The sequence below is a fragment of the Desulfobaculum bizertense DSM 18034 genome, assembly GCF_900167065.1.
Classification (GTDB): Bacteria; Desulfobacterota; Desulfovibrionia; order Desulfovibrionales; family Desulfovibrionaceae; genus Desulfobaculum; species Desulfobaculum bizertense.
In genome coordinates, this window is the sequence record NZ_FUYA01000005.1 from 217,556 (window position 1) to 236,233 (window position 18,678).

An 18,678-nucleotide genomic window follows, 5' to 3' on the forward strand; every position below is an offset into this window, starting at 1 on the left:
TGCAGGTAAACAATGAGACAATTTGTCCATTGCTGTTTTCACAAAACCCGCGTGTTTCCTCACTTTTCACTTTGGCCCGATACTTGCCTATAGAAAAGTACTCATGAGAAATAACGGCATGCTGAAACATTATCTTCAATACAAGGACGGTGTGACATGGCAGTACGCGAAGAAGTTAACGGTTTCTTTATTCCTAGCGTGACTCTGGTGGGTATTGGTGCACACAAGGAAATTCCTGCTCGCATCAAGGCTCTCGGTGGCAAGAAGCCCCTGTTAGTGACGGACAAGGGCATCACAGCGATTGGAATCACGAAGCAGATTGTTGATTTGTTGAAGGATAATGGTATGGACTGTGTTGTGTATGATGACACAGTGCCGAATCCGACCGACACAAACGTTGCTGAAGGCGTCAAGGCCTATCAGGACCACAAGTGCGATTCGCTCATCACACTTGGCGGCGGCAGCTCACATGACTGCGGCAAAGGTGTTGGCCTGGTTGTCGCCAATGGCGGCAAGATTCACGATTACGAAGGCATTGATAAATCCTCGAACCCGATGCCTCCCTACGTTGCAGTGAACACCACGGCAGGTACTGGCTCCGAAATGACCCGCTTCTGCATCATTACGGACACCAGCCGCAAGGTGAAAATGGCAATCGTTGACTGGCGCGTTACTCCTGGCATTGCATTGGATGACCCACTTTTGATGATGGGCATGCCCCCGGCGCTGACCGCAGCTACTGGCATGGATGCCCTGACTCACGCTGTTGAGGCCTATGTGTCTACAGCAGCAACCCCGCTGACCGACGCCTGCGCACAGAAAGCAATCAGCCTGATTGCACACAATCTGCGCCGCGCGGTCGCAAATGGCCAGGATATAGAGGCTCGTGAGGCAATGTGTTATGCCCAGTACCTGGCTGGCATGGCTTTCAATAACGCCAGCCTTGGCCACGTACACGCAATGGCACATCAGCTCGGTGGATTCTACGATCTGCCCCATGGCGAATGCAACGCCATCCTGTTGCCTCACGTTGAGAAATACAACCTTATTGCATGTGTTGACCAATTCGCTGAGATGGCTACCTGGATGGGAGAGGACATCACAGGTATGTCGAAGCGAGACGCGGCAGAAGTCTTCATCGAATCGATCCGGACGCTGTCGAAGGACGTTGGCATTCCGGCGACCATTTCCGAACTCGGAACCCGTTATGGCAAGAAGGTATCCCCCAAGGATATCGAAATCATGACGCAGAACGCCCAGAAGGATGCCTGTTCTTTGACCAATCCCCGCCGTCCAACCGACCGGGAGGTTCACCGGATTTACGAAGAAGCCTTCTAAGGCTCTAACGTACCTCTCAAGTGCCCCACACTTGGGAAGCATACGTTGATTTTTGGCAGGAAGAAGACCCGCTTTATTGAAGGTGGGTCTTCTCCCACAAATCAGATCAGGAAACACAGATGGAACCAGTCAGAGTAAACAGCTCATATGACCGGGAGTTTGTGGACGAAGTTGAACGTAAAAGTGGCCAGGTGCTCTCGCACTGTTACCAGTGTGGCAAGTGTACAGCTGGTTGCCCCGTTGACTTTGCTTATGACATTCCCGTCAGCCAGATTATGCGGCTTCTTCAGGCCGGTCAGCGCGACCGAGTTCTGAAATCCCGCTCGATCTGGCTTTGTGCGTCCTGCGAGACCTGCACGGCGCGCTGCCCCAACGACATCGATGTGGCCCGCATTATGGACACCTTGCGTAACATCGCAGGCAAGGAAGGCATTGTCGCAGAAAAAGATATTCGCAAGTTCTGGGAATGCTTCCTCGACTCCGTAAAGAAACACGGACGCATCTTCGAAATCGGACTCATGACAGCGTGGATGACGCGTACAGGCCGCCTGCTCGCAAACGCCGACCTTGGACCGTCGGTCCTGCTCAAGGGCAAAATGTCCTTTAAGCCGGAAGACATTCAGGGACGTGAGGAAATCCAGAAGATTTTCGAACGTTACGAACAGGAGAACGCATAATGAGTCGAATCGCCTACTACCCCGGTTGCTCCAACAAAGGATCATCCATAGAGTACGAAATCTCCACCCAGGCTGTTTGCGAACGGCTTGGCGTTGGACTTGAAGAAATTCCTAACTGGAGCTGTTGTGGTTCCACGCCAGCACACGCCGTGGACCCCGCACTTTCCGCTGCCCTGACAGGACGAAACATCATGCTTGCTGGCCAGATGGGCCACAAGAAAATTGCAACTCCGTGCCCGAGCTGTCTCAAAAACCTGCGCTCGACCCAGCACAAGTTGCAGAATGATGAATTCCGTGCCCGTGTGGAAAAGCTTGTTGATGGCTCTATCCCCACAGACATTGATTCTCGATCCGTCCTCCAGATTATCTTTGAAGAGATTGGTCCAGAAGAACTGAAATCCCGCACGGTCAAGCCCCTCAAAGGCCTGAAAGTTGCCCCCTATTATGGGTGTATGCTCAACCGTCCAGAAGAGCTGATGGATTTTGGTGATTCGGAAAATCCGATGGCGCTTGATCTTCTCATGGAGGCCCTTGGGGCCGAAGTCGTCCAGTTCCCGCTCAAGACCGAGTGTTGTGGTGCATCCGTTGCCATGACTCGCAAAAAGGTCGTGACCACGCTTTCTGGACGCATTCTGGATACGGCTGCGGCCTTTGGTGCCGATGCAGTCGTCACAGCCTGCCCACTGTGTCAGATGAACCTCGACATGCGGCAGGGTCAGATTAACAGAGCCAACAAGTCCCACCACAGAATGCCCGTATTCTATTACACCCAGCTCATTGGGCTGGCCCTTGGCCTCGACGAAAAGCTTCTCGCTCTCGACAAGCTCTACGTCAGCCCAGACCGGGTGCTCAAAAACATGGGAAAGCAGACTGCGGAAGCGGCTGCGGCTCGCTAGAGACCTGAGGAGAAGCGCAGATGAGAATCGGAGTATTCGTGTGCCACTGTGGCAGCAACATCGCTGGCACTGTGGACACCAAACAAGTCGCCGAGGCTGCCCGGAGTTTTCCGGAAGTCGTCTTCGCCACAGATACCATGTACACCTGTTCCGAACCCGGACAGGAATCCATTGTGGAAGCAGTCAAGGAACACCAGCTTGATGGTGTTGTCGTTGCTTCCTGTTCACCCCGCATGCACGAAGCCACATTCCGCAAGACTGTGGAGCGCGCCGGGCTGAACCGCTACATGTTTGAAATGGCAAACATCCGCGAACACGTTTCGTGGATTGGCAAAGATATGGAAGCCAACACCAACAAGGCTATTGACCTTGTGATGATGGCTGTTTCGAAGTTGCGTAATGACCGCCCGCTCCAGTCCAGCCAGTTTGACGTGACCCATAAGGTCATGGTCATTGGCGGTGGTGTTGCTGGCATTCAGGCTGCGCTCGACTGTGCTGACGCTGGCCTCGATGTTGTTCTGGTCGAAAAGACCCAGAGCATCGGTGGCAAGATGTCTAAACTCGACAAAACTTTCCCAACCATTGACTGTTCAAGCTGCATTCTTGGACCACGTATGGTTGAGATTGCCCAGCACCCCAAAATTACGCTCTATGCCCTGTCCGAAGTAGACAAGGTAGACGGGTACGTCGGCAACTTCGACGTTCAGATCCGCAAAAAAGCAAGCTACGTTGACTGGAACAAATGTACGGGCTGTGGTCTGTGTACTGAAAAGTGCCCGGCCAAAAAGACCGACGACCCCTTCAACGAGCACCTTGCCCCCACAACGGCAATCAACATTCCGTTCCCTCAGGCTATCCCCAAAAAGGCAGCCATCAACCCTGATTACTGTATCAAGTTGACCAAGGGAAAATGCGGTGTCTGCGCAAAGGTCTGTCCTTCCGACGCTATTGACTACAGCCAGAAAGACGAAATCATCACCGAAAAAGTCGGCGCCATCATTGCCGCTACCGGTTTTGATCTCTTCGACTGGACTGTCTATGGCGAATACGGTGCAGGCCGCTATCCTGATGTTATCACCTCTCTCCAGTTCGAACGCATGCTCTCGGCTTCTGGCCCGACGGGCGGGCACATCAAGCGCCCCTCTGATGGCAAGACGCCAAAAGACATTGTCTTTATTCAGTGCGTTGGTTCCAGAGATCCTTCTGTTGGCCGCCCCTACTGCTCTGGCTTCTGCTGCATGTACACGGCAAAACAGACTATTCTGGCAAAAGACCATCTGCCGGAGTCCCAGTCCTACGTCTTCTACATGGACATCCGTGCCCCAGGAAAGGCCTATGATGAGTTTGTCCGCCGTGCTCAGGAAGAATACGGAGCAAACTACATCCGAGGCCGCGTCTCCAAGATTTACCCCAGCGGAGACAAACTGATTGTCCGTGGCGCGGACACCCTGCTTGGTTCTCAGGTTGAGGTCGAAGCTGACATGGTTGTTTTGGCCGTTGGTGCCGAAGCAGCAACAGGTGCTTCTGAACTCGCCGAAAAGCTGCGTATTTCCTACGACAGCTATGGCTTCTACATGGAAGGCCATCCCAAGCTGCGCCCAGTTGAAACAAATACGGCTGGCGTTTTCCTCGCAGGTTCCTGTCAGGGTCCCAAGGACATTCCGTCCTCTGTTGCCCAGGGCAGTGCCGCTGCGGGTAAAGTTCTTGGACTCCTTTCCAAGGATAAGCTCGAAAGCGATCCTCAGGTCTCAAGCGTCAACATGACCCGCTGCGTTGGCTGCGGTAAATGCGCAAAGACCTGTCCGTTTGGTGCTATCGAAATGATCGAATTCCGTGGCCAGATCAAAGCATCTGTCATTGAAACGGTCTGTCAGGGCTGTGGTATTTGCACATCCACCTGCCCGCAGGGTGCCATTCAGCTTTCGCACTTCACAGATAACCAGATTCTCGCAGAGGTCGATGCCTTATGCCAGTTTTAGAAGGTAAAGAACGACGCATCGTTGGGTTCCTGTGCAACTGGTGCTCATACGGCGGTGCAGATACTGCTGGTATTGGCCGGTTCACTCAGCCAACTGACTTGCGTATTATCCGAGTTCCCTGCTCCGGCAGAATGAACCCACTCTTTGTTGTTAAGGCACTTTTGAGCGGTGCTGACGGTGTTCTCGTTTCTGGCTGCCATCCCAATGACTGCCATTATTCCGAGGGCAACTTCTATGCCCGTCGCCGTCTTGAGCTGCTCAAGTCGTTCCTGCCCATCATTGGCATTGACCCCGCACGCTTTGAGTACACATGGGTCTCCGCGTCCGAGGGCCAGCGCTGGCAGGAAGTTGTGACCAAGTTCACCGAACAGATTCACGAGCTTGGCCCCATTCCGACATTTGAAGCCGGAGAAGTTGCCAAGGAACTTGCCAAGTTCCAGGCAATGGCCCAGGCAAGCATGCCTGTGGAAGAAAAGGAGACGCAAAGTGCCTAGCTCTGCCGAACTGAAAGAAATGCTGCGCAAGGCGCTGCCCGACCTCGACCTCATCATTGCATGGGGCAAAGGCCGTGATGCACTGCACGCCTCGCCGCTGTTTATCCGTAAAGAAGAGGACCTTGAGGACCTCGTGCTTGGACCGAGCTGTGTCCACAACCTCGCCCGTTACCTCCCCGACCTGAAAGGGAAAAAAGTTGGTATCGTGGTAAAGGGCTGTGACAGCCGCACCGTGATTGAGCTGCTCCAGGAAGACCTGATCTCCCGTGAAGACCTCACCATTTTCGGTTTCCACTGTGATGGTGTTGTCTCCACTGCAAAACTCCAGCACCTTCTGGACGGCGCACAGGTCGACAAAATCGAAATGGACGGCACAACGGTACACGCCACCTGTGGCGACAAAGTCCATGACTTCCCCCGCGAGCAGGTTGCCGCAGACAAATGTCTGACCTGTGCCTACCCGGACGCCCTGATTTCCGACGAATTCGCCGGAAGCAAGGCCCCAGCCGAAGGCACTGACCCGGAAGCCCGCTGCAAGACTCTGGAAGAGCTTGAGGACATGAGCCTCGAAGAACGCTTCCAGTTCTGGGAAAAAGAGATGTCCCGCTGCCTTCGCTGCTACGCTTGCCGTAACTCCTGTCCGCTCTGCGTCTGCCGCGACCACTGCGCCGCAGACAGCCGCGAGCCGCACTGGATCAGCCAGGATGATTCTCCTCGCGAAAAACTGATGTTCCAGATCATGCACGTCTTCCACACCGCAGGCCGTTGCACGGAATGTGGCGAATGCGAACGCGCTTGTCCTGTAGGCATCCCGCTTCTGTCCCTGCGTCAGAAGATGAATCGCGAAGTGAAGCGCATCTTTGATTATGAGGCAGGTACCGACATTGAAGCAACGCCGCCGCTGCTCTGCTTCAAGAAGGAAGAAGAAAACATCAAGGAAAGGAGCTGGTAATGTCTACAGCCAAGTTCCTCAGCACAGAAAACCTCGGTCCCTGGCTTGAAAAGCTTTCTGAAAAGCGCCGTGTTGTTGCTCCGGTCAAAGAAAACGACGCCGTTGTTTTCCGCCCCTACAGCACCGACGCCACGCTTTGCCTTGAGAAAGTCAGCACGGTTTCTCCAAAAGGAATCCTGTTCCCTCGCAGCGAACCGCTTATGGCATTCCGCTATGTGAAGGACCCGGAAAATCCCGGACAGGTCAAACTGGACGTTCAGGAAACTGTCAAAGCTGAGCCAACTGTCATTGTGGGCGCCCGCCCCTGTGACGTCGCAGGATTCAAGGTCATTGACCGTGTCTACACAGACCCGGAACATACCGACAAATACTATGCTGCACGCCGCGACAAAGCCGCGTTTGTGGTTCTTGCCTGCACGCAGCCTGACTCTTCCTGCTTCTGCAACTGGGTTGGTGGCGACCCGGCAGGCACCGACGGTGTCGATGTTCTGCTGACCCCCGTTACTGGCGGCTATGTTGCAGACGCCATTTCTCCCCTTGGTCAGGAGCTGGTCGACACGGAGCACTTCCGTGCGGCTGACGACACAGACCTTGCTGACGCCAAAGCTGCCCACAAGGCCGCACGCGAAGCTCTGGGAGAAAAAACAGATCTCTCCAATATTCAGGAAAAAGTTCTTGATCTCTTTGAGGACGAAGACTTCTGGACCGACATCACCTCAAAATGCCTGAGCTGTGGTGCCTGCTCCTACGTCTGCCCGACCTGCTACTGCTTCAACATCACTGATGAAAGCAAGGGCAACGTTGGCACTCGTATCCGCTCCTGGGATAACTGTATGTCCGCACTCTTCACCCTCGAAGGCAGTGGACACAACCCCAGAGCTGGCAAGCTGAAACGTTTCCGCAACAGAGTTGGACACAAATTCTCCTACTATCCGGAAGATCATGATGGCGCTCTTGCCTGTGTTGGCTGTGGCCGCTGCGTACGGAGCTGCCCGGTTGGCATGGACATCCGCGAGATTCTCAAAAAAGCGCTGAAGAGCGAGCCTGCCGCAAAGGAGGCCGTCAATGACTAGTAATCCTGAACAGAAGATGAAGAACCTCTACCTCCCTGAAATGGCAACAGTTCAGGAAGTGATTGAGGAAACCGGAAACATCAAAACGTTCCGCGTCACCCTGAATAACCCGGAGCGCATGAAGAATTTCCACTTCGAGCCGGGTCAGGTTGGACAGCTTTCTGTTTTTGGCGTTGGTGAAGCAACTTTTGTTATCAACTCCTCCCCGACCAGAATGGACTACCTCCAGTTCTCGGTCATGCGAGTTGGCGAAGTGACCACCCGCCTGCACCAGCTCAAGGCTGGCGACCAGATTGGTGTTCGCGCACCTCTGGGGAATTTCTTCCCCTATGAGGACATGAAAGGAAAAGACATCCTGTTCATCGGTGGTGGTATCGGTATGGCTCCCATGCGTACCCTGCTTATGTACATGCTGGATAATCGTAAGGATTACGGCAAAATCTCTCTGCTGTACGGTGCTCGCAGCCCTCAGGACATGGCCTTCAAGGCTGACCTTCCTGACTGGCTGGAGCGCGAAGACATGCACACCGTCCTGACCATCGACCGCGAGGCCGAGAACTGGGACCACGAGGTTGGCCTGATTCCGAACGTCCTGCAGGAAAAGATGGACGCGACACCGAAAAATACGGTCGCCATCACCTGTGGACCGCCTATCATGATTAAGTTCACGATTCAGGCACTCAAAAAGCTTGGCTTCGAGGATGAGCAGATCATCACGACACTGGAACGCCGCATGAAATGCGGTGTTGGCCTGTGTGGTCGCTGCAACCTCGGTTCCAAATACGTTTGCGTGCACGGCCCGGTGTTCTCTTATGCAGAACTCAAGGACCTCCCCGCAGACATGTAAGTGTCACTACAGAGTTCCTGCCAGCCTCGTGCTGGCGGGGACTCTTCCCTGACTTTGGCTGCCAGATGCACGCGTCAGGATAAGGCTCGCCTGACCCGCTGGAGCGGCACTCAAGGTTGTCACGCTTTTCCCTTTTTTCGGAACGCCGCCGCAAAAAGGTGCAAAGGAGTGTGAGCCATGTTCTTTGCTGATGACGGATACTTTGAAAGCCCCGGCTGGTACATTGCCGGAAGCAACGCGTCACAGAACACAGCCCAGACTGGGCTGACTCCTGCTGAAAACCGTTTTTTGCTTTTGACTCCAGTGAGTATTCTTGCGTCGAACCTGTTTCGTGCAAGCTGGGGACGAAAGCGAAACGACAATCAACAATTTGCGCTCAATATTCCCTCGACGTCCCGGCGTTTTATTTTTACGGGGCAAGCATTTGACCAGTTCGATCTGGACGTTCTGCTCAACGCCATAGACCACGGGCACAGACAGGGGAACGCAGAAAAGGCCGTTGCACGCCTTGATCTCAAAGAGATGCAGTATGAGCTGGGCCTTCGGCCCGGTCTCAAAAGTCGCGAGCGTATTACCCAAAGCCTCCAGCGCTTGGAATCCTCGCGTATTCTCATAGAAAACGCCCGGTACTGCATGTGGATGCAGTGCATCAGCTCACTGCTTTTTGATACCCATAGCAAAAGCTGCTTCCTCGAAATCCACCCAGCCGTAGACGCCGCTTTTCGAGACAGGCTCGCCCTTCGTATGTTCCTGCGGGAGAGAGATGAAATTGGTGCCCGGGGCATGTGCAAGTGGCTCCACGGACTCGCCTTTGCTTCTGGCAATCCGTGTAGCATCAGTCTGGACCGAATCAGGAGACTGGCCAACCTGAGTTATCCAGAAAAGAAATTTTCGGAGCGCCTCGAAAAGGCACTGGTTTTCCTCTGGGAAAACAGCCTGCTCCAGAAAATGGAAATTCGGGACAATTCACTGCTTTTGCAAAGCAACAGGTCACTTCCCAACGAACGGCAAAGTTTTATTTTTTTCTAGCGACCAAGCCCCCACACGGGGGCTTTTTTATGCGAATGGAGCAGACCTTTCCGCTTATGCCTGTGCCCTGCCAGAGCAGACACACCTGACTGGCGCCCGCCTTTTCTCCTTCTCTCAATTTCGCGCCCTGCTACGCTGCCTTTTCTCGCATTCTCCAAAGGGACGCAATGCGCACGCCGAAAAACACGCACCTGCTCGCATCAGCTCATGTCTGTTTACCTTGCCCCCCATAAACACCGCTAAAATCCCTCAGGTTCAAAAATCAGTTCCACTTCCCCACAAAAAAAGCCCCCACTCAACGCGAGGGCTTTCTCTTTCCCGTGTGGAAAGGTCCAGCTTATTGTGTCGGACCATCTGTGTAATGGAACATCATTTTATCTTCGAGCGGTGCATGTTCATAATCCGCCCACTTAAAATCCGTCTGGCCCATCAGCCACTGGATGACTTCCGCATGTGTTGTCGGCCTACCAGGATAGTCGACGACTTTCGTGATAACCTGGTCGAACACTGTAATTTCTACAGCTATTTTCATGGCTCGACCTCCTTCTATTTTTTGTGATTTAAATCACATGATCTAAGGAGAGCATAGCGCTGTCTGAATAGAGGTTCAAATCAATTCTAAAATTTCTTTTAGCCCCTGGTACAAAAGGATATTCCCGGCCCAACCACCTCAAAACGACCTTTTTGGAAAAAATTTTGACGCTTTAAATTGTCTCTATCAAAAAATTTTACACGATAAATTTTCGACATGAAAAAAGGCTGAAAGAAAAATCTTTCAGCCTTTTGTTATTTATTTCGCAACTTACATGGACCCAGAATTTTGCTTTTCAATAAGACTCAGTATTTCTTCCAAAGTCTTACCTCGAGCCGAGGCCAAGCGTTGCCATTTTTTCTTTTCTTTTTTGACGGCCTCTACGGTCTGCAAGAGGTCTCGAATTGTATGGGCGGGATAGCCATGCTTTGCATACTGTCCCTTTCGCAATTCCTCGTCATTCCGCTGGCGAAGTGCCTTCAGCTGCTGTGCATTCAAAATCACGTCAACAGTCCTTCCCAGTTTGAACGAGGGAATCTCCCTCCAGTTCCCGTAAATTCAGCTTATGCTGTGGCCGTTTCTTCTGCAAGCTCTTCATCGGTCTCGCAAAAGGAATCCATAGAGTATTCCTTACGATCCCGGTACTCTTCCTGCTTACCCTTGTTCCAGCGGTTCACAGGACGGTAGTAGCCCACAACACGGGTGTAGACTTCCGTCTCAGAACCGCATTTGGGGCAGTTGAAGTGCTCACCAAAGATGTAGCCGTGCTCTTCGCACACCGAGAACGTCGGAGTCACAGAGATGTACGGAATCTTGGTGTTGCCCATTGCGCGGAGCAGGAAGCTCTTCACGCTCTCCTCACTCGGAGCAGCTTCACCGAGGAAGGTGTGGAATACGGTACCACCGTTGTACACGGTCTGGAGCTGATTCTGGTGCTCAAGAGCCATAACAACGTCATCAGTCTTGCCCACAGGCAGCAGAGTCGAGTTGGTGTAATACGGGACGTCAGAACCAGAGGTCTTGATGTCTTCGTAGAGATCCTTGTCGATCTTTGCCAGACGGTAGCAGGTTCCCTCACCCGGAGTAGCCTCAAGGTTGTAGAGGTTGCCTGTTTCTTCCTGGAACTGCACGAGCAGAGTACGAATGTGCTTCAGGGTACGGCGCATCAGTCGCAGGCCAGCTTCGGACTCAATGCCCTTGCCAAGCAGGTTCAGGCACGCTTCATGACCACCGATCACGCCGATAGTGGAGAAATGGCCCTTGTAGCCATTCTTGAGGTAACGGCGGGAATACGGGAACATGCCAGCCTCAAGGTTCTGGGTAATGAGCTTACGCTTGTACTCCAGAGAATCCTTGGCGAGACAAGCATACTCTTTGACAAGATCAAGGAAGTCTTCTTCGTTGTCAGCAAGGTACGCCAGCTTGGGCAAGTTCAGTGTCACAACACCGACGGAGCCGGTCAGATCGCCAGCGCCAAAGAGACCGCCAGTCTTTTTGCGGATCTCGCGCAGGTCCATCTGGAGACGGCAGCACATGGAGCGGACGTCTTCCGGATTCAGGTCGGAGTTGATGAAGTTCTGGAAATACGGAGCGCCGTAACGGGCAGTCATCTTCAGCAAAAGATGACCAGCATCGCTTTCCCACGGGAAGTCCTTGGTCACGTTGTAGGTCGGAACCGGGAAGGAGAAAATACGACCGTCAGCGTCGCCCTCAAGCATAACTTCGAGGAATGCGCGGTTGATCATTTCCATTTCCTTAGCGTACTCGCCATAGGTGGAATCGATCAGCTTACCGCCAAGGATAACAGCTTCCTTTTCCATGTGCTTGGGCGGCACAATGTCAAAGGTAAAGTTGGTGAACGGGCTCTGGCCACCCCAGCGGGAGGTGGTATTCAGGTTGTGAAGCATTTTCTGCATCTGCTGCTTCACTTCGTGGTAGCTCAGACCGTCGTTACGAACAAAGGGGGCGAGGTAGGTGTCGACATTGTTGAATGCCTGAGCACCGGCCCACTCGTTCTGCAAGGTGCCGAGGAAGTTCACAATCTGACCGCAGGCAGCATCAAAATGCTTTGCCGGGGTGGAGGAACAACGGCCCTTGAGGTTGAATCCTTCGAGGAGAAGGTCGCGCAGGCTCCAGCCAGAGCAGTATCCAGCCAGGCCAAAGGACAGGTCATGCAGGTGGAAATAGCCATGGTTGTGAGCAGCACGAACTTCTTCGGGATACTTTTCCAGCACGTAGCGCGCCTGAACAGACCCGGCCATGTGCAGGATAAGCCCCTGGAAGGAGTGCACCATATTGGAGTTTTCGTTCACGCGCCAGTCAGAACGATCGAGGTAGCTCTCGATCATCTGGGAAATATCGATGTACGCCTGATTCTGGTTGCGCATTTCACGGCGCTTCTCACGGTAAATGATGTAACGCTCTGCAACTGTGTACAGACGGGCTTCCATCAGGGCCTGCTGCACACAATCCTGAACAAACTCCTGTTCAGGGATGTCCACACCCTCAGTATCAATGATTTTTTCAACCTTGTGTGCAAGGCGCTTTGCAAGAAGCGGGTCCTTGATACCACTGGACTTGAGAGCTTTCAGAATAGCACTAGCAATTCGTTCAGAAGACCAGGTTTCAAGACAACCGTCGCGCTTAAGAATCTGTTTCGGCATTGGATCTCCGCAAAAAAGCACAGGCAAGAAAAAAAGGCCACAGTGCAGGGGCACAGTAGCTGGTGTTTTTTGCCTTTGTGTATTTTTTCCACACCGTCACCGTGTGGAATACGATTGGGAAGGTGTTTCATGTCCACAGGCCTATCCCGTAGGCTCATGGTCAGAAATGCTTCAGGCTGGAGTGCTGGCTCTTCCCTCTTGCGAGGGAAACACAGGGGCGGGACCGCTTCGGATTTCCACCGAATTTCCAAAAGACATCAGGTCACCTGAAGAGAAATTTCGAGAACGTTTGGGGGGTCTATCAGAATCAAAATCCCCCTTCAAGAGCAATTATACGCCACCAGAGGCGATTGTCTCCTATTTTTTCAAAATACCAACTCCCCTATATTGTGCACAAATCTCGAAGGGGCGTTCCTTCCCCTGCTTTCCTGCCTTTTCTGGGCCAATGCTTTTTTGCGAAATTCAGCCTCCTCTCATTTCATCAGAATTTCTCACCAGAAAAGCTCCATGCATCATCACAAAAAACATATCTCCCCGCTTGCCGAAACACAAAAAGCAACATATAATTGCTATAAATCGAATTTAGAGAAAACATATATTGCTTTGAGGTTTTTTATGGCCAAAAACTCCCTTCTTTCCAGAGCCTTATCACCAGAGGCAGATACGGCGCTCCAGCAACTGGGGAAAAATATCCGCCGTGCCCGCATCAGACGCGGCATCAAGCAGGCAGAACTCGCCGAACGAGCAGGCATGGCTGTCCCAACCCTACGACGGCTGGAATCTGGCAAAGCCAATGTTGGGCTTGCCGTGCTTGTGCAGGTTCTCGAAATTCTGGGACTTATCGACCAAATAGGAAATATTGCTCACCCAGACACCGATACGCTCGGAAAAGCTCTTGAAGAGCAGCAGCTTCGGCAACGGGTCGACAGCAAGCGAGTTGACGACGATCTCGACTTTTAGCACTGCCAAACATGGAGGCATCCATGCCCACGAACTCATGCTATGTGTATCTGCATCTCCAAAAAGGCTTTGTCCCTGTTGGGAAACTCACCATGCGCCAAAACGGGGAACAGCTCAGCTCGGAGTTTGCCTATGGCCGCCGCTATCTTGAGCGCCCCAATGCCCTCTCCATAGATCCCCGACAGCTCCCGCTCACTTCTGAGCGCTTCCAGACTCTCGGGCTGTTTGGCTGCTTTCGCGATGCAAGCCCTGATGGGTGGGGGCGCCACCTGCTGGACCGCGCAGCAGAAGAGCACGGCACGCACCCTTCCGAATTTGAATACCTCACGGTCCTTGACCAGCAAAACCGCATTGGTGCACTCGCGTTTGGCATGGATCTCTCTGGTCCCAAGCCCTATACTCCGGCATGGCGCCCCAAGCGCATTGCGGGCGATGGGCTGGACCTCCAGAAAATGCTTGAGGCCGCAGACGCAGTCATGAACTACGAAGAACTCAAACCAGAATACCGACGTTTTCTGGTACGGGGGTCCTCTGTTGGCGGAGCGCAGCCCAAGGCAACGCTTGAATTTGAAGGGCGCCCGTGGATTGCCAAATTTTCCCAAAAACTCGAAAGCTGGCCGACCTGCCGCATTGAGCTTGCAGCCATGCGTCTTGCCGCTGCCTGTGGCATTCGGACCGCAGCGAGTCGCCTAGTTCATGTGGCTGGAGGTCGCGACATCCTTCTTTCGGAACGTTTTGACCGGGCACCCAACGGCAACCGCCTGCCCTACCTCACTGCCATGAGCCTTACCGGCGTGCCAGAAATGCACATGGGGAGTTATGGCGATATTGCCCGATCCATGCGCAGATTCTGCGATACGGACACCCTGAGTGACGACCTCGCCGAACTGTTCCGACGCATGGTCTTCAATATCCTGTGCAACAACACAGACGACCACCAGTGCAATCACGCCTTTCTCTATTCCTTTGAGCGCCGCACATGGCGACTCTCTCCGGCCTATGACGTTGTGCCGCAGCCGCTTTTTTATGAAACAGGTCCCTCGCGCCTCACCCTTGGCGTTGGTGAATCCGGGACTCTGGCAACACTCCCCAATGCCCTGTCCCACTGTGAAGACTTTCTGCTGACCAAAGAACAGGCTCGCGGAATCGTACGGAACATGCACGCCCGAGTGCACAAGCACTGGCAGCAGGTCAATCAGGATGCCGGAGTGCCCGAAGAAAAACTTCCTGCCCTTGCGCAGGCCTACCACGTCGCAGCATCACCCTACGAAGAGTAAAAAAAACGCCCCTCATACCGAAGTACGAGGGGCGTCAAAGACTCATTCTTATGTCTTTAGAACGGCACGTCGTCCATGCCAGAGGCTTCGGACGGGAATGCAGGACCAAGGTCTTCAGAAGAAGACTGCTGCTGATTCTGTGCCTGCTGCTGGCCACCCCAGCCGCCGCCATTATTCTGCTGCTGGCGAGGCTGCTGACCACCCTGAGGCTGTGCGCCCTTGGGGTCAAGGAACTGAACGCGCATGGCCTTCACTTCCGTGGTGTAACGGTCGGAACCGTCCTGAGCCTGCCACTTGCGAGTCTGAAGGCTTCCTTCCACGTACACAAGGCTACCCTTGTGCAGGTAGTTGGCGCAAGGCTCGGCCTGACGACCAAAGACAACAACAGAGTGCCACTCTGCACGATCAACGCGCTCACCCTGCTGATTAGTGTAGCTTTCGTCAGTAGCCATACGGAAATTCGTCACAGGCTGACCGGACTGGGTGTAGCGAAGCTCAGGGTCACGGCCAAGACGGCCAATGAGCATAACTCTGTTCAAAGAAGCCATAATATTCTCCCGATTTCGGTTCTCATTTCTGCCCGGATGCAGCGGCATCCTGGGCTTTCTGTTCTAGCGCATCAAGGGCATCTTCAAGCTGGGTGCTGAGTGAATTTGCTTCACCAGCTTTCCAGTTTGCAAGCGCATCTTCCAGTTTTGCCTTAATGGACAGTGCCCGGTCAAGGTCAGATTGAAGTGCGTCCCTTACGTGCCTGTCTTTCAACCCGAAACGAAGCTGGTCGTCAAGGGTAGAAACCAGTTCGAGAAGATCTCGGGGGGTGAGTGGAGACTGAGAAGGCGGTAACGGGTCGGGCCACGCAAGCGCATAAAGCGCGGGCCATGTTCGTTCAATTTCTTCAGGATATGGAGTGGTTGCCATAACCCGTATCTGAAGAACTCTCCCCATTTTTTCCTCCTATTCGTGCTCCTCCCATTCGCCCTGAACGCGGTTAATCACGTCCTGAATGACCGGGAGCAAATCCTCGGGGCACACACCAATCAATGGTTCGCCTGCCGCCACGGACTCATTATGTTTGAAGTACACGGCATAAATCAGTCCATCTTCGCCAGTGTATGGCAAAGACACTTCCCGCTTCATACGGGACATAATGAACAGATCCATGCCATCGTGAACCCTCACAGCCTTGGAGCCAGAGGCTTTCACCTTGGTATCAATTTCGGGCACAAAATAATATTTGGCCTGCTCTGGTGCATGGAAGAGATGCAGTGTTTTTTTCAGGATGTGGGAAATAACCTCATCCTTGGTCAGGTAGTGACGCAGGGTAAACAGCTTTGTTCCCTGCTCCACAAACTGCCCGGAGTGCTCCAGAAAAACTTTTTCCACTTCGCCCTTAAGCGGAGCTTCAATGATCTTTTTGTTTTTCTCACGCTCCAGTGTAGCCAGCACTGTTCCCGACTTCTCATTCCAGGTGCCGGACTTGCCCGTCACCTTGGTGCCCGGTTCCGTAATGGCGTATTCAACGGTACCAGTATGGGGAGCCAGAATATCGACAGTCTCAAAAGGAGACGCCTTCATTTCTTCCAGCAGGGCTTTGACATCTATCACGGAATGCCCCCTAAAGATATAACATTTTCCGGGCCGGACAGGTCTCCCCACTCCGGCCCAGATGGTTAGCGATAGTAGAGATTTCTGCCGCCCATCGTCATCAGGGCCTGCTGCAGATTCTTACGGATCTCCCGACGGTCCCAGATACCCTGAATGTGCCCACGAGAAAGAGCCTGATGGGCATCATGGTAGTTCGGAGGAACGTCGAGGCCTGTGGTTTCCTTAATAACTCCCGGTCCAGCAAAGCCAATATTCGCAGAGCGAACAGCAAACTGATACGGCGAGCAGCCAAGGAAACTGGCAACAGGACCAGCATAGGAATTGGTATCATACAGCACGAGGTAGAGACCACCGGCTTCGATGTAGCGGCGCACAGCCATTGTGCAGCGCGGCATCTGAATAACGCCGTTGACACCTTCCTGAATGCGGATACCAGCAGTTCCGTGAACATAGGCAATAAAGGGGAAATGCTTGCGGCGGGCGCGTTCAGCAGCGCGAATGAACTTTTCGCCTTCTGCTGCACCAACAGAACCACCGCGGAAGTCACCAATAAGCATGGCGACAACGCAGTTCACATTGCCAATCCGGGCCTCGAATGTTGTGCATGCGCACTTCTTGCCAGTGTTGGCTTTCGCCTTTTCCAGCTTGGCATCGAGTCCCTCAAAATTCAGGGGATTGCCCGACTCAATGTTTTTGTTGAACTCATAAATAGAATTCGGATCAAAAACATTGTGCAGGTACCACTTGTATTCCATACGGAAGTGGTGCCCACAGGTCGAACACACGCCACCAAAATCACCAAAGAGGTCAGGTGCCCACATATCCACGCAGCCATGCGTTGCCGCATTGGGGCAAGATACGGCCCGATCTTCACGGGCCTGCGGGCTAACATAATACGTCCCCTGCTCCGAGCTGTCCTCGTCCCAGCAGGACAATTCTGTCAGACTTCTTTCGGTCTCAGCGTCAAGGCTCTCCTGCTCTCCACCGCGTCCGAGTGCACCCCGAACCCAGTTAAGAGGTGCAGAACAGCGGTTCTTCACGACCTGAATTTCACCGCTAATTTCTTCCATGACTCCAGAAATCTTTTTCTGGTGCTTGCGCATAAAGTCATACTTGAAAAACGAATAAATATCCCACCACAAGCTGCCAATCGTGCTCTGCACGCGTTCCGGGAACGGTGTTTCGTCAAGATAGGCCCGCTGGGCAAGGCGGCGGAATTTCAGATAACGACGCCACACCAGACGCTCTTTCGCCCGAGACGAAAGGTTCCAGCGCACGTAAATATCCTCAACGTTTTTGCCCTTTTTCCGTGCCCGGCGAGAACTCAGGGTCATGGCTCTAAAGAAGCGCCAGCCCTTAACGTTCAGCACCACCGCATCAGTGGCGCTAATCACGTCCTGACGCAGCATACGGAAAAAATCAAAATGATTGGGGCGAGCACCCAGTGCAGGCTCCTGCACCACCTGATCGATGTATCCCTGCTCCAGATTATCCTCGGCAGTGATTTTAAGCTTGCGTGCGCAACTTTCGACCAGTTCAGGTGTAGCCCGCTGCCCATTACGCAGGCGGCCTTCAATGGCCGCGCCACCTTCGGGCGAAATAACAGAATAATATCCGTGCGACATCATCAGACGGCGGTCAGAAAGCGCAATAGCTTCTGCACCACCAGAGCCACCCTCGGAAATGCAGGCAATAACCGGAACGGAAAGGCCAGCCATTTCATAGAGGTTACGGGCAATCTGCTGTGCTGCACCGGGGTTATCTTCGATGGGGTATGATCCGGGAGTGAACACGTAGGTATGGATCGGAATATTTTCCGTTTCTGCAACCTTCATGTAATGCAATGCCTTGGCATTACCCCACGGTTTTACGGAACCACCATTGCGGAATTCCTGACCGTGGCCTTTTTCCTGACCAATGACCATCACCGGCTGGTTATACACCTTTCCACCAACGCGGCGGGTGATGTATGCCCGAGCAATGATCATGCTGGGATCAATGTTATACTCGTCCTGACCACCAAGCTCGGTGTAGTTGTCATAGACGTTTTCGAGAATGTCTTTCAGGCAGATGCGCTGCGAATGTCGCACAATGCGCACCTTGTCCATCGGACTCAGTTCCCGCTCAAGTTTCTTTTCCAAAAACTCGAACAGATCTTCAAGGGCGGAAAGCTGCTTGGACTTTTCAGAAGCAGAAGCCGTGGCCTCACGTTCCAGAAAGTCACTCAGTTTGGACTGCAAAAGCTTAATGTTTGCATTTTCCCGCGCCCCAAAGATATCCTGAATATACTGTAGCCTGTCGCGCAGGCCCTGAATTCTTTTTTCAGTATCCATAAAGCATCTTTGGCTTGAGTGTC

At 53.1% G+C, this 18,678-nt stretch carries 18 protein-coding genes and 1 riboswitch; of the genes, 11 read left to right on the forward strand and 7 right to left on the reverse strand.

What is annotated here, in order from left to right:
* Window positions 1-156 precede the first annotated feature (156 nt).
* The 9 genes from B5D23_RS09230 (at window position 157) to B5D23_RS09270 (ending at window position 9,285) form a co-directional block, all read left to right on the forward strand.
* On the forward strand, window positions 157-1,338 hold the full coding sequence (locus B5D23_RS09230; protein ID WP_078685141.1) for an iron-containing alcohol dehydrogenase: 1,182 nt from the start codon (window positions 157-159) through the stop codon (window positions 1,336-1,338).
* A gap of 119 nt (window positions 1,339-1,457) precedes the next feature.
* Window positions 1,458-2,015, forward strand: a complete 558-nt coding sequence (locus B5D23_RS09235) for a 4Fe-4S dicluster domain-containing protein (RefSeq protein ID WP_078685142.1) — start codon at window positions 1,458-1,460, stop codon at window positions 2,013-2,015.
* The gene (locus tag B5D23_RS09240; RefSeq protein ID WP_078685143.1) at window positions 2,015-2,911 is read left to right on the forward strand and encodes a CoB--CoM heterodisulfide reductase iron-sulfur subunit B family protein; all 897 of its coding nucleotides are present in this window, start codon (window positions 2,015-2,017) and stop codon (window positions 2,909-2,911) included. The genes B5D23_RS09235 and B5D23_RS09240 overlap by 1 nt, the downstream gene beginning before the upstream one ends.
* A 20-nt stretch (window positions 2,912-2,931) precedes the next feature.
* Window positions 2,932-4,890 carry a CoB--CoM heterodisulfide reductase iron-sulfur subunit A family protein gene (locus tag B5D23_RS09245; RefSeq protein WP_078685144.1) on the forward strand — a complete coding sequence of 653 codons (1,959 nt, stop codon included), beginning with the start codon at window positions 2,932-2,934 and terminating at the stop codon, window positions 4,888-4,890.
* Window positions 4,878-5,384, forward strand: a complete 507-nt coding sequence (locus B5D23_RS09250; protein WP_078685145.1) for a hydrogenase iron-sulfur subunit — start codon at window positions 4,878-4,880, stop codon at window positions 5,382-5,384. Before B5D23_RS09245 ends, B5D23_RS09250 begins: the two co-directional genes overlap by 13 nt.
* Window positions 5,377-6,336 carry a 4Fe-4S dicluster domain-containing protein gene (locus tag B5D23_RS09255; RefSeq protein ID WP_234985079.1) on the forward strand — a complete coding sequence of 320 codons (960 nt, stop codon included), beginning with the start codon at window positions 5,377-5,379 and terminating at the stop codon, window positions 6,334-6,336. Before B5D23_RS09250 ends, B5D23_RS09255 begins: the two co-directional genes overlap by 8 nt.
* The gene (locus tag B5D23_RS09260) at window positions 6,336-7,409 is read left to right on the forward strand and encodes a 4Fe-4S dicluster domain-containing protein (protein ID WP_078685146.1); all 1,074 of its coding nucleotides are present in this window, start codon (window positions 6,336-6,338) and stop codon (window positions 7,407-7,409) included. The genes B5D23_RS09255 and B5D23_RS09260 overlap by 1 nt, the downstream gene beginning before the upstream one ends.
* Entirely contained in the window at window positions 7,402-8,256 is an 855-nt protein-coding gene (locus tag B5D23_RS09265) for an FAD/NAD(P)-binding protein (protein WP_078685147.1), read from the forward strand. The genes B5D23_RS09260 and B5D23_RS09265 overlap by 8 nt, the downstream gene beginning before the upstream one ends.
* Before the next feature lie 177 nt (window positions 8,257-8,433).
* Window positions 8,434-9,285 carry a hypothetical protein gene (locus B5D23_RS09270; protein ID WP_078685148.1) on the forward strand — a complete coding sequence of 284 codons (852 nt, stop codon included), beginning with the start codon at window positions 8,434-8,436 and terminating at the stop codon, window positions 9,283-9,285.
* A gap of 337 nt (window positions 9,286-9,622) precedes the next feature.
* On the opposite strand, the gene B5D23_RS09275 is transcribed toward B5D23_RS09270, so the two are convergent.
* The 3 genes from B5D23_RS09275 to B5D23_RS09285 form a co-directional block, all read right to left on the reverse strand.
* Window positions 9,623-9,817, reverse strand: coding sequence for a hypothetical protein (locus tag B5D23_RS09275; RefSeq protein ID WP_078685149.1), 195 nt, complete (start codon window positions 9,815-9,817; stop codon window positions 9,623-9,625).
* Window positions 9,818-10,087: 270 nt separating this feature from the next.
* Window positions 10,088-10,321 carry a hypothetical protein gene (locus B5D23_RS09280; RefSeq protein ID WP_078685150.1) on the reverse strand — a complete coding sequence of 78 codons (234 nt, stop codon included), beginning with the start codon at window positions 10,319-10,321 and terminating at the stop codon, window positions 10,088-10,090.
* Window positions 10,322-10,380: 59 nt separating this feature from the next.
* The gene (locus B5D23_RS09285; RefSeq protein WP_078685151.1) at window positions 10,381-12,480 is read right to left on the reverse strand and encodes a ribonucleoside triphosphate reductase; all 2,100 of its coding nucleotides are present in this window, start codon (window positions 12,478-12,480) and stop codon (window positions 10,381-10,383) included.
* A gap of 157 nt (window positions 12,481-12,637) precedes the next feature.
* Window positions 12,638-12,765, reverse strand: a riboswitch (cobalamin riboswitch).
* Window positions 12,766-13,095: 330 nt separating this feature from the next.
* On the opposite strand from B5D23_RS09285, the gene B5D23_RS09290 reads away from it, so the two are divergent.
* Window positions 13,096-13,440 (forward strand): helix-turn-helix domain-containing protein, encoded by a 345-nt coding sequence (locus B5D23_RS09290; protein WP_159445964.1) that lies wholly within the window; start codon window positions 13,096-13,098, stop codon window positions 13,438-13,440.
* A gap of 23 nt (window positions 13,441-13,463) precedes the next feature.
* Window positions 13,464-14,717 (forward strand): type II toxin-antitoxin system HipA family toxin, encoded by a 1,254-nt coding sequence (locus B5D23_RS09295; RefSeq protein WP_159445965.1) that lies wholly within the window; start codon window positions 13,464-13,466, stop codon window positions 14,715-14,717.
* Between the two features lie 56 nt (window positions 14,718-14,773).
* Here B5D23_RS09295 and B5D23_RS09300 read toward each other — a convergent pair whose 3' ends face one another.
* The 4 genes from B5D23_RS09300 to B5D23_RS09315 all read right to left on the reverse strand — a co-directional run bounded on the left by B5D23_RS09300 (window position 14,774) and on the right by B5D23_RS09315 (window position 18,655).
* Window positions 14,774-15,265: a single-stranded DNA-binding protein gene (locus B5D23_RS09300; RefSeq protein ID WP_078685154.1), complete on the reverse strand. Its 492-nt coding sequence runs from the start codon at window positions 15,263-15,265 to the stop codon at window positions 14,774-14,776.
* A gap of 22 nt (window positions 15,266-15,287) precedes the next feature.
* On the reverse strand, window positions 15,288-15,662 hold the full coding sequence (locus B5D23_RS09305; protein ID WP_144012596.1) for a hypothetical protein: 375 nt from the start codon (window positions 15,660-15,662) through the stop codon (window positions 15,288-15,290).
* 9 nt (window positions 15,663-15,671) lie between these two features.
* Window positions 15,672-16,322 carry a biotin/lipoyl attachment domain-containing protein gene (locus tag B5D23_RS09310; protein WP_078685156.1) on the reverse strand — a complete coding sequence of 217 codons (651 nt, stop codon included), beginning with the start codon at window positions 16,320-16,322 and terminating at the stop codon, window positions 15,672-15,674.
* Window positions 16,323-16,387: 65 nt separating this feature from the next.
* A complete protein-coding gene (locus B5D23_RS09315) occupies window positions 16,388-18,655 on the reverse strand; it encodes an acetyl-CoA carboxylase carboxyl transferase subunit alpha/beta (protein WP_078685157.1) in 2,268 nt (755 codons plus the stop codon).
* Window positions 18,656-18,678: the final 23 nt, after the last annotated feature.

Coding starts and splice junctions, on each gene's coding strand:
- B5D23_RS09230 (WP_078685141.1), top strand. CDS start 157: ATGGCAGTACGCGAAGAAGTTAACGGTTTCTTTATTCCTAGCGTGACT.
- B5D23_RS09235 (WP_078685142.1), top strand. CDS start 1,458: ATGGAACCAGTCAGAGTAAACAGCTCATATGACCGGGAGTTTGTGGAC.
- B5D23_RS09240 (WP_078685143.1), top strand. CDS start 2,015: ATGAGTCGAATCGCCTACTACCCCGGTTGCTCCAACAAAGGATCATCC.
- B5D23_RS09245 (WP_078685144.1), top strand. CDS start 2,932: ATGAGAATCGGAGTATTCGTGTGCCACTGTGGCAGCAACATCGCTGGC.
- B5D23_RS09250 (WP_078685145.1), top strand. CDS start 4,878: ATGCCAGTTTTAGAAGGTAAAGAACGACGCATCGTTGGGTTCCTGTGC.
- B5D23_RS09260 (WP_078685146.1), top strand. CDS start 6,336: ATGTCTACAGCCAAGTTCCTCAGCACAGAAAACCTCGGTCCCTGGCTT.
- B5D23_RS09265 (WP_078685147.1), top strand. CDS start 7,402: ATGACTAGTAATCCTGAACAGAAGATGAAGAACCTCTACCTCCCTGAA.
- B5D23_RS09270 (WP_078685148.1), top strand. CDS start 8,434: ATGTTCTTTGCTGATGACGGATACTTTGAAAGCCCCGGCTGGTACATT.
- B5D23_RS09275 (WP_078685149.1), bottom strand. CDS start 9,817: ATGAAAATAGCTGTAGAAATTACAGTGTTCGACCAGGTTATCACGAAA.
- B5D23_RS09285 (WP_078685151.1), bottom strand. CDS start 12,480: ATGCCGAAACAGATTCTTAAGCGCGACGGTTGTCTTGAAACCTGGTCT.
- B5D23_RS09290 (WP_159445964.1), top strand. CDS start 13,096: ATGGCCAAAAACTCCCTTCTTTCCAGAGCCTTATCACCAGAGGCAGAT.
- B5D23_RS09295 (WP_159445965.1), top strand. CDS start 13,464: ATGCCCACGAACTCATGCTATGTGTATCTGCATCTCCAAAAAGGCTTT.
- B5D23_RS09300 (WP_078685154.1), bottom strand. CDS start 15,265: ATGGCTTCTTTGAACAGAGTTATGCTCATTGGCCGTCTTGGCCGTGAC.
- B5D23_RS09305 (WP_144012596.1), bottom strand. CDS start 15,662: ATGGGGAGAGTTCTTCAGATACGGGTTATGGCAACCACTCCATATCCT.
- B5D23_RS09315 (WP_078685157.1), bottom strand. CDS start 18,655: ATGGATACTGAAAAAAGAATTCAGGGCCTGCGCGACAGGCTACAGTAT.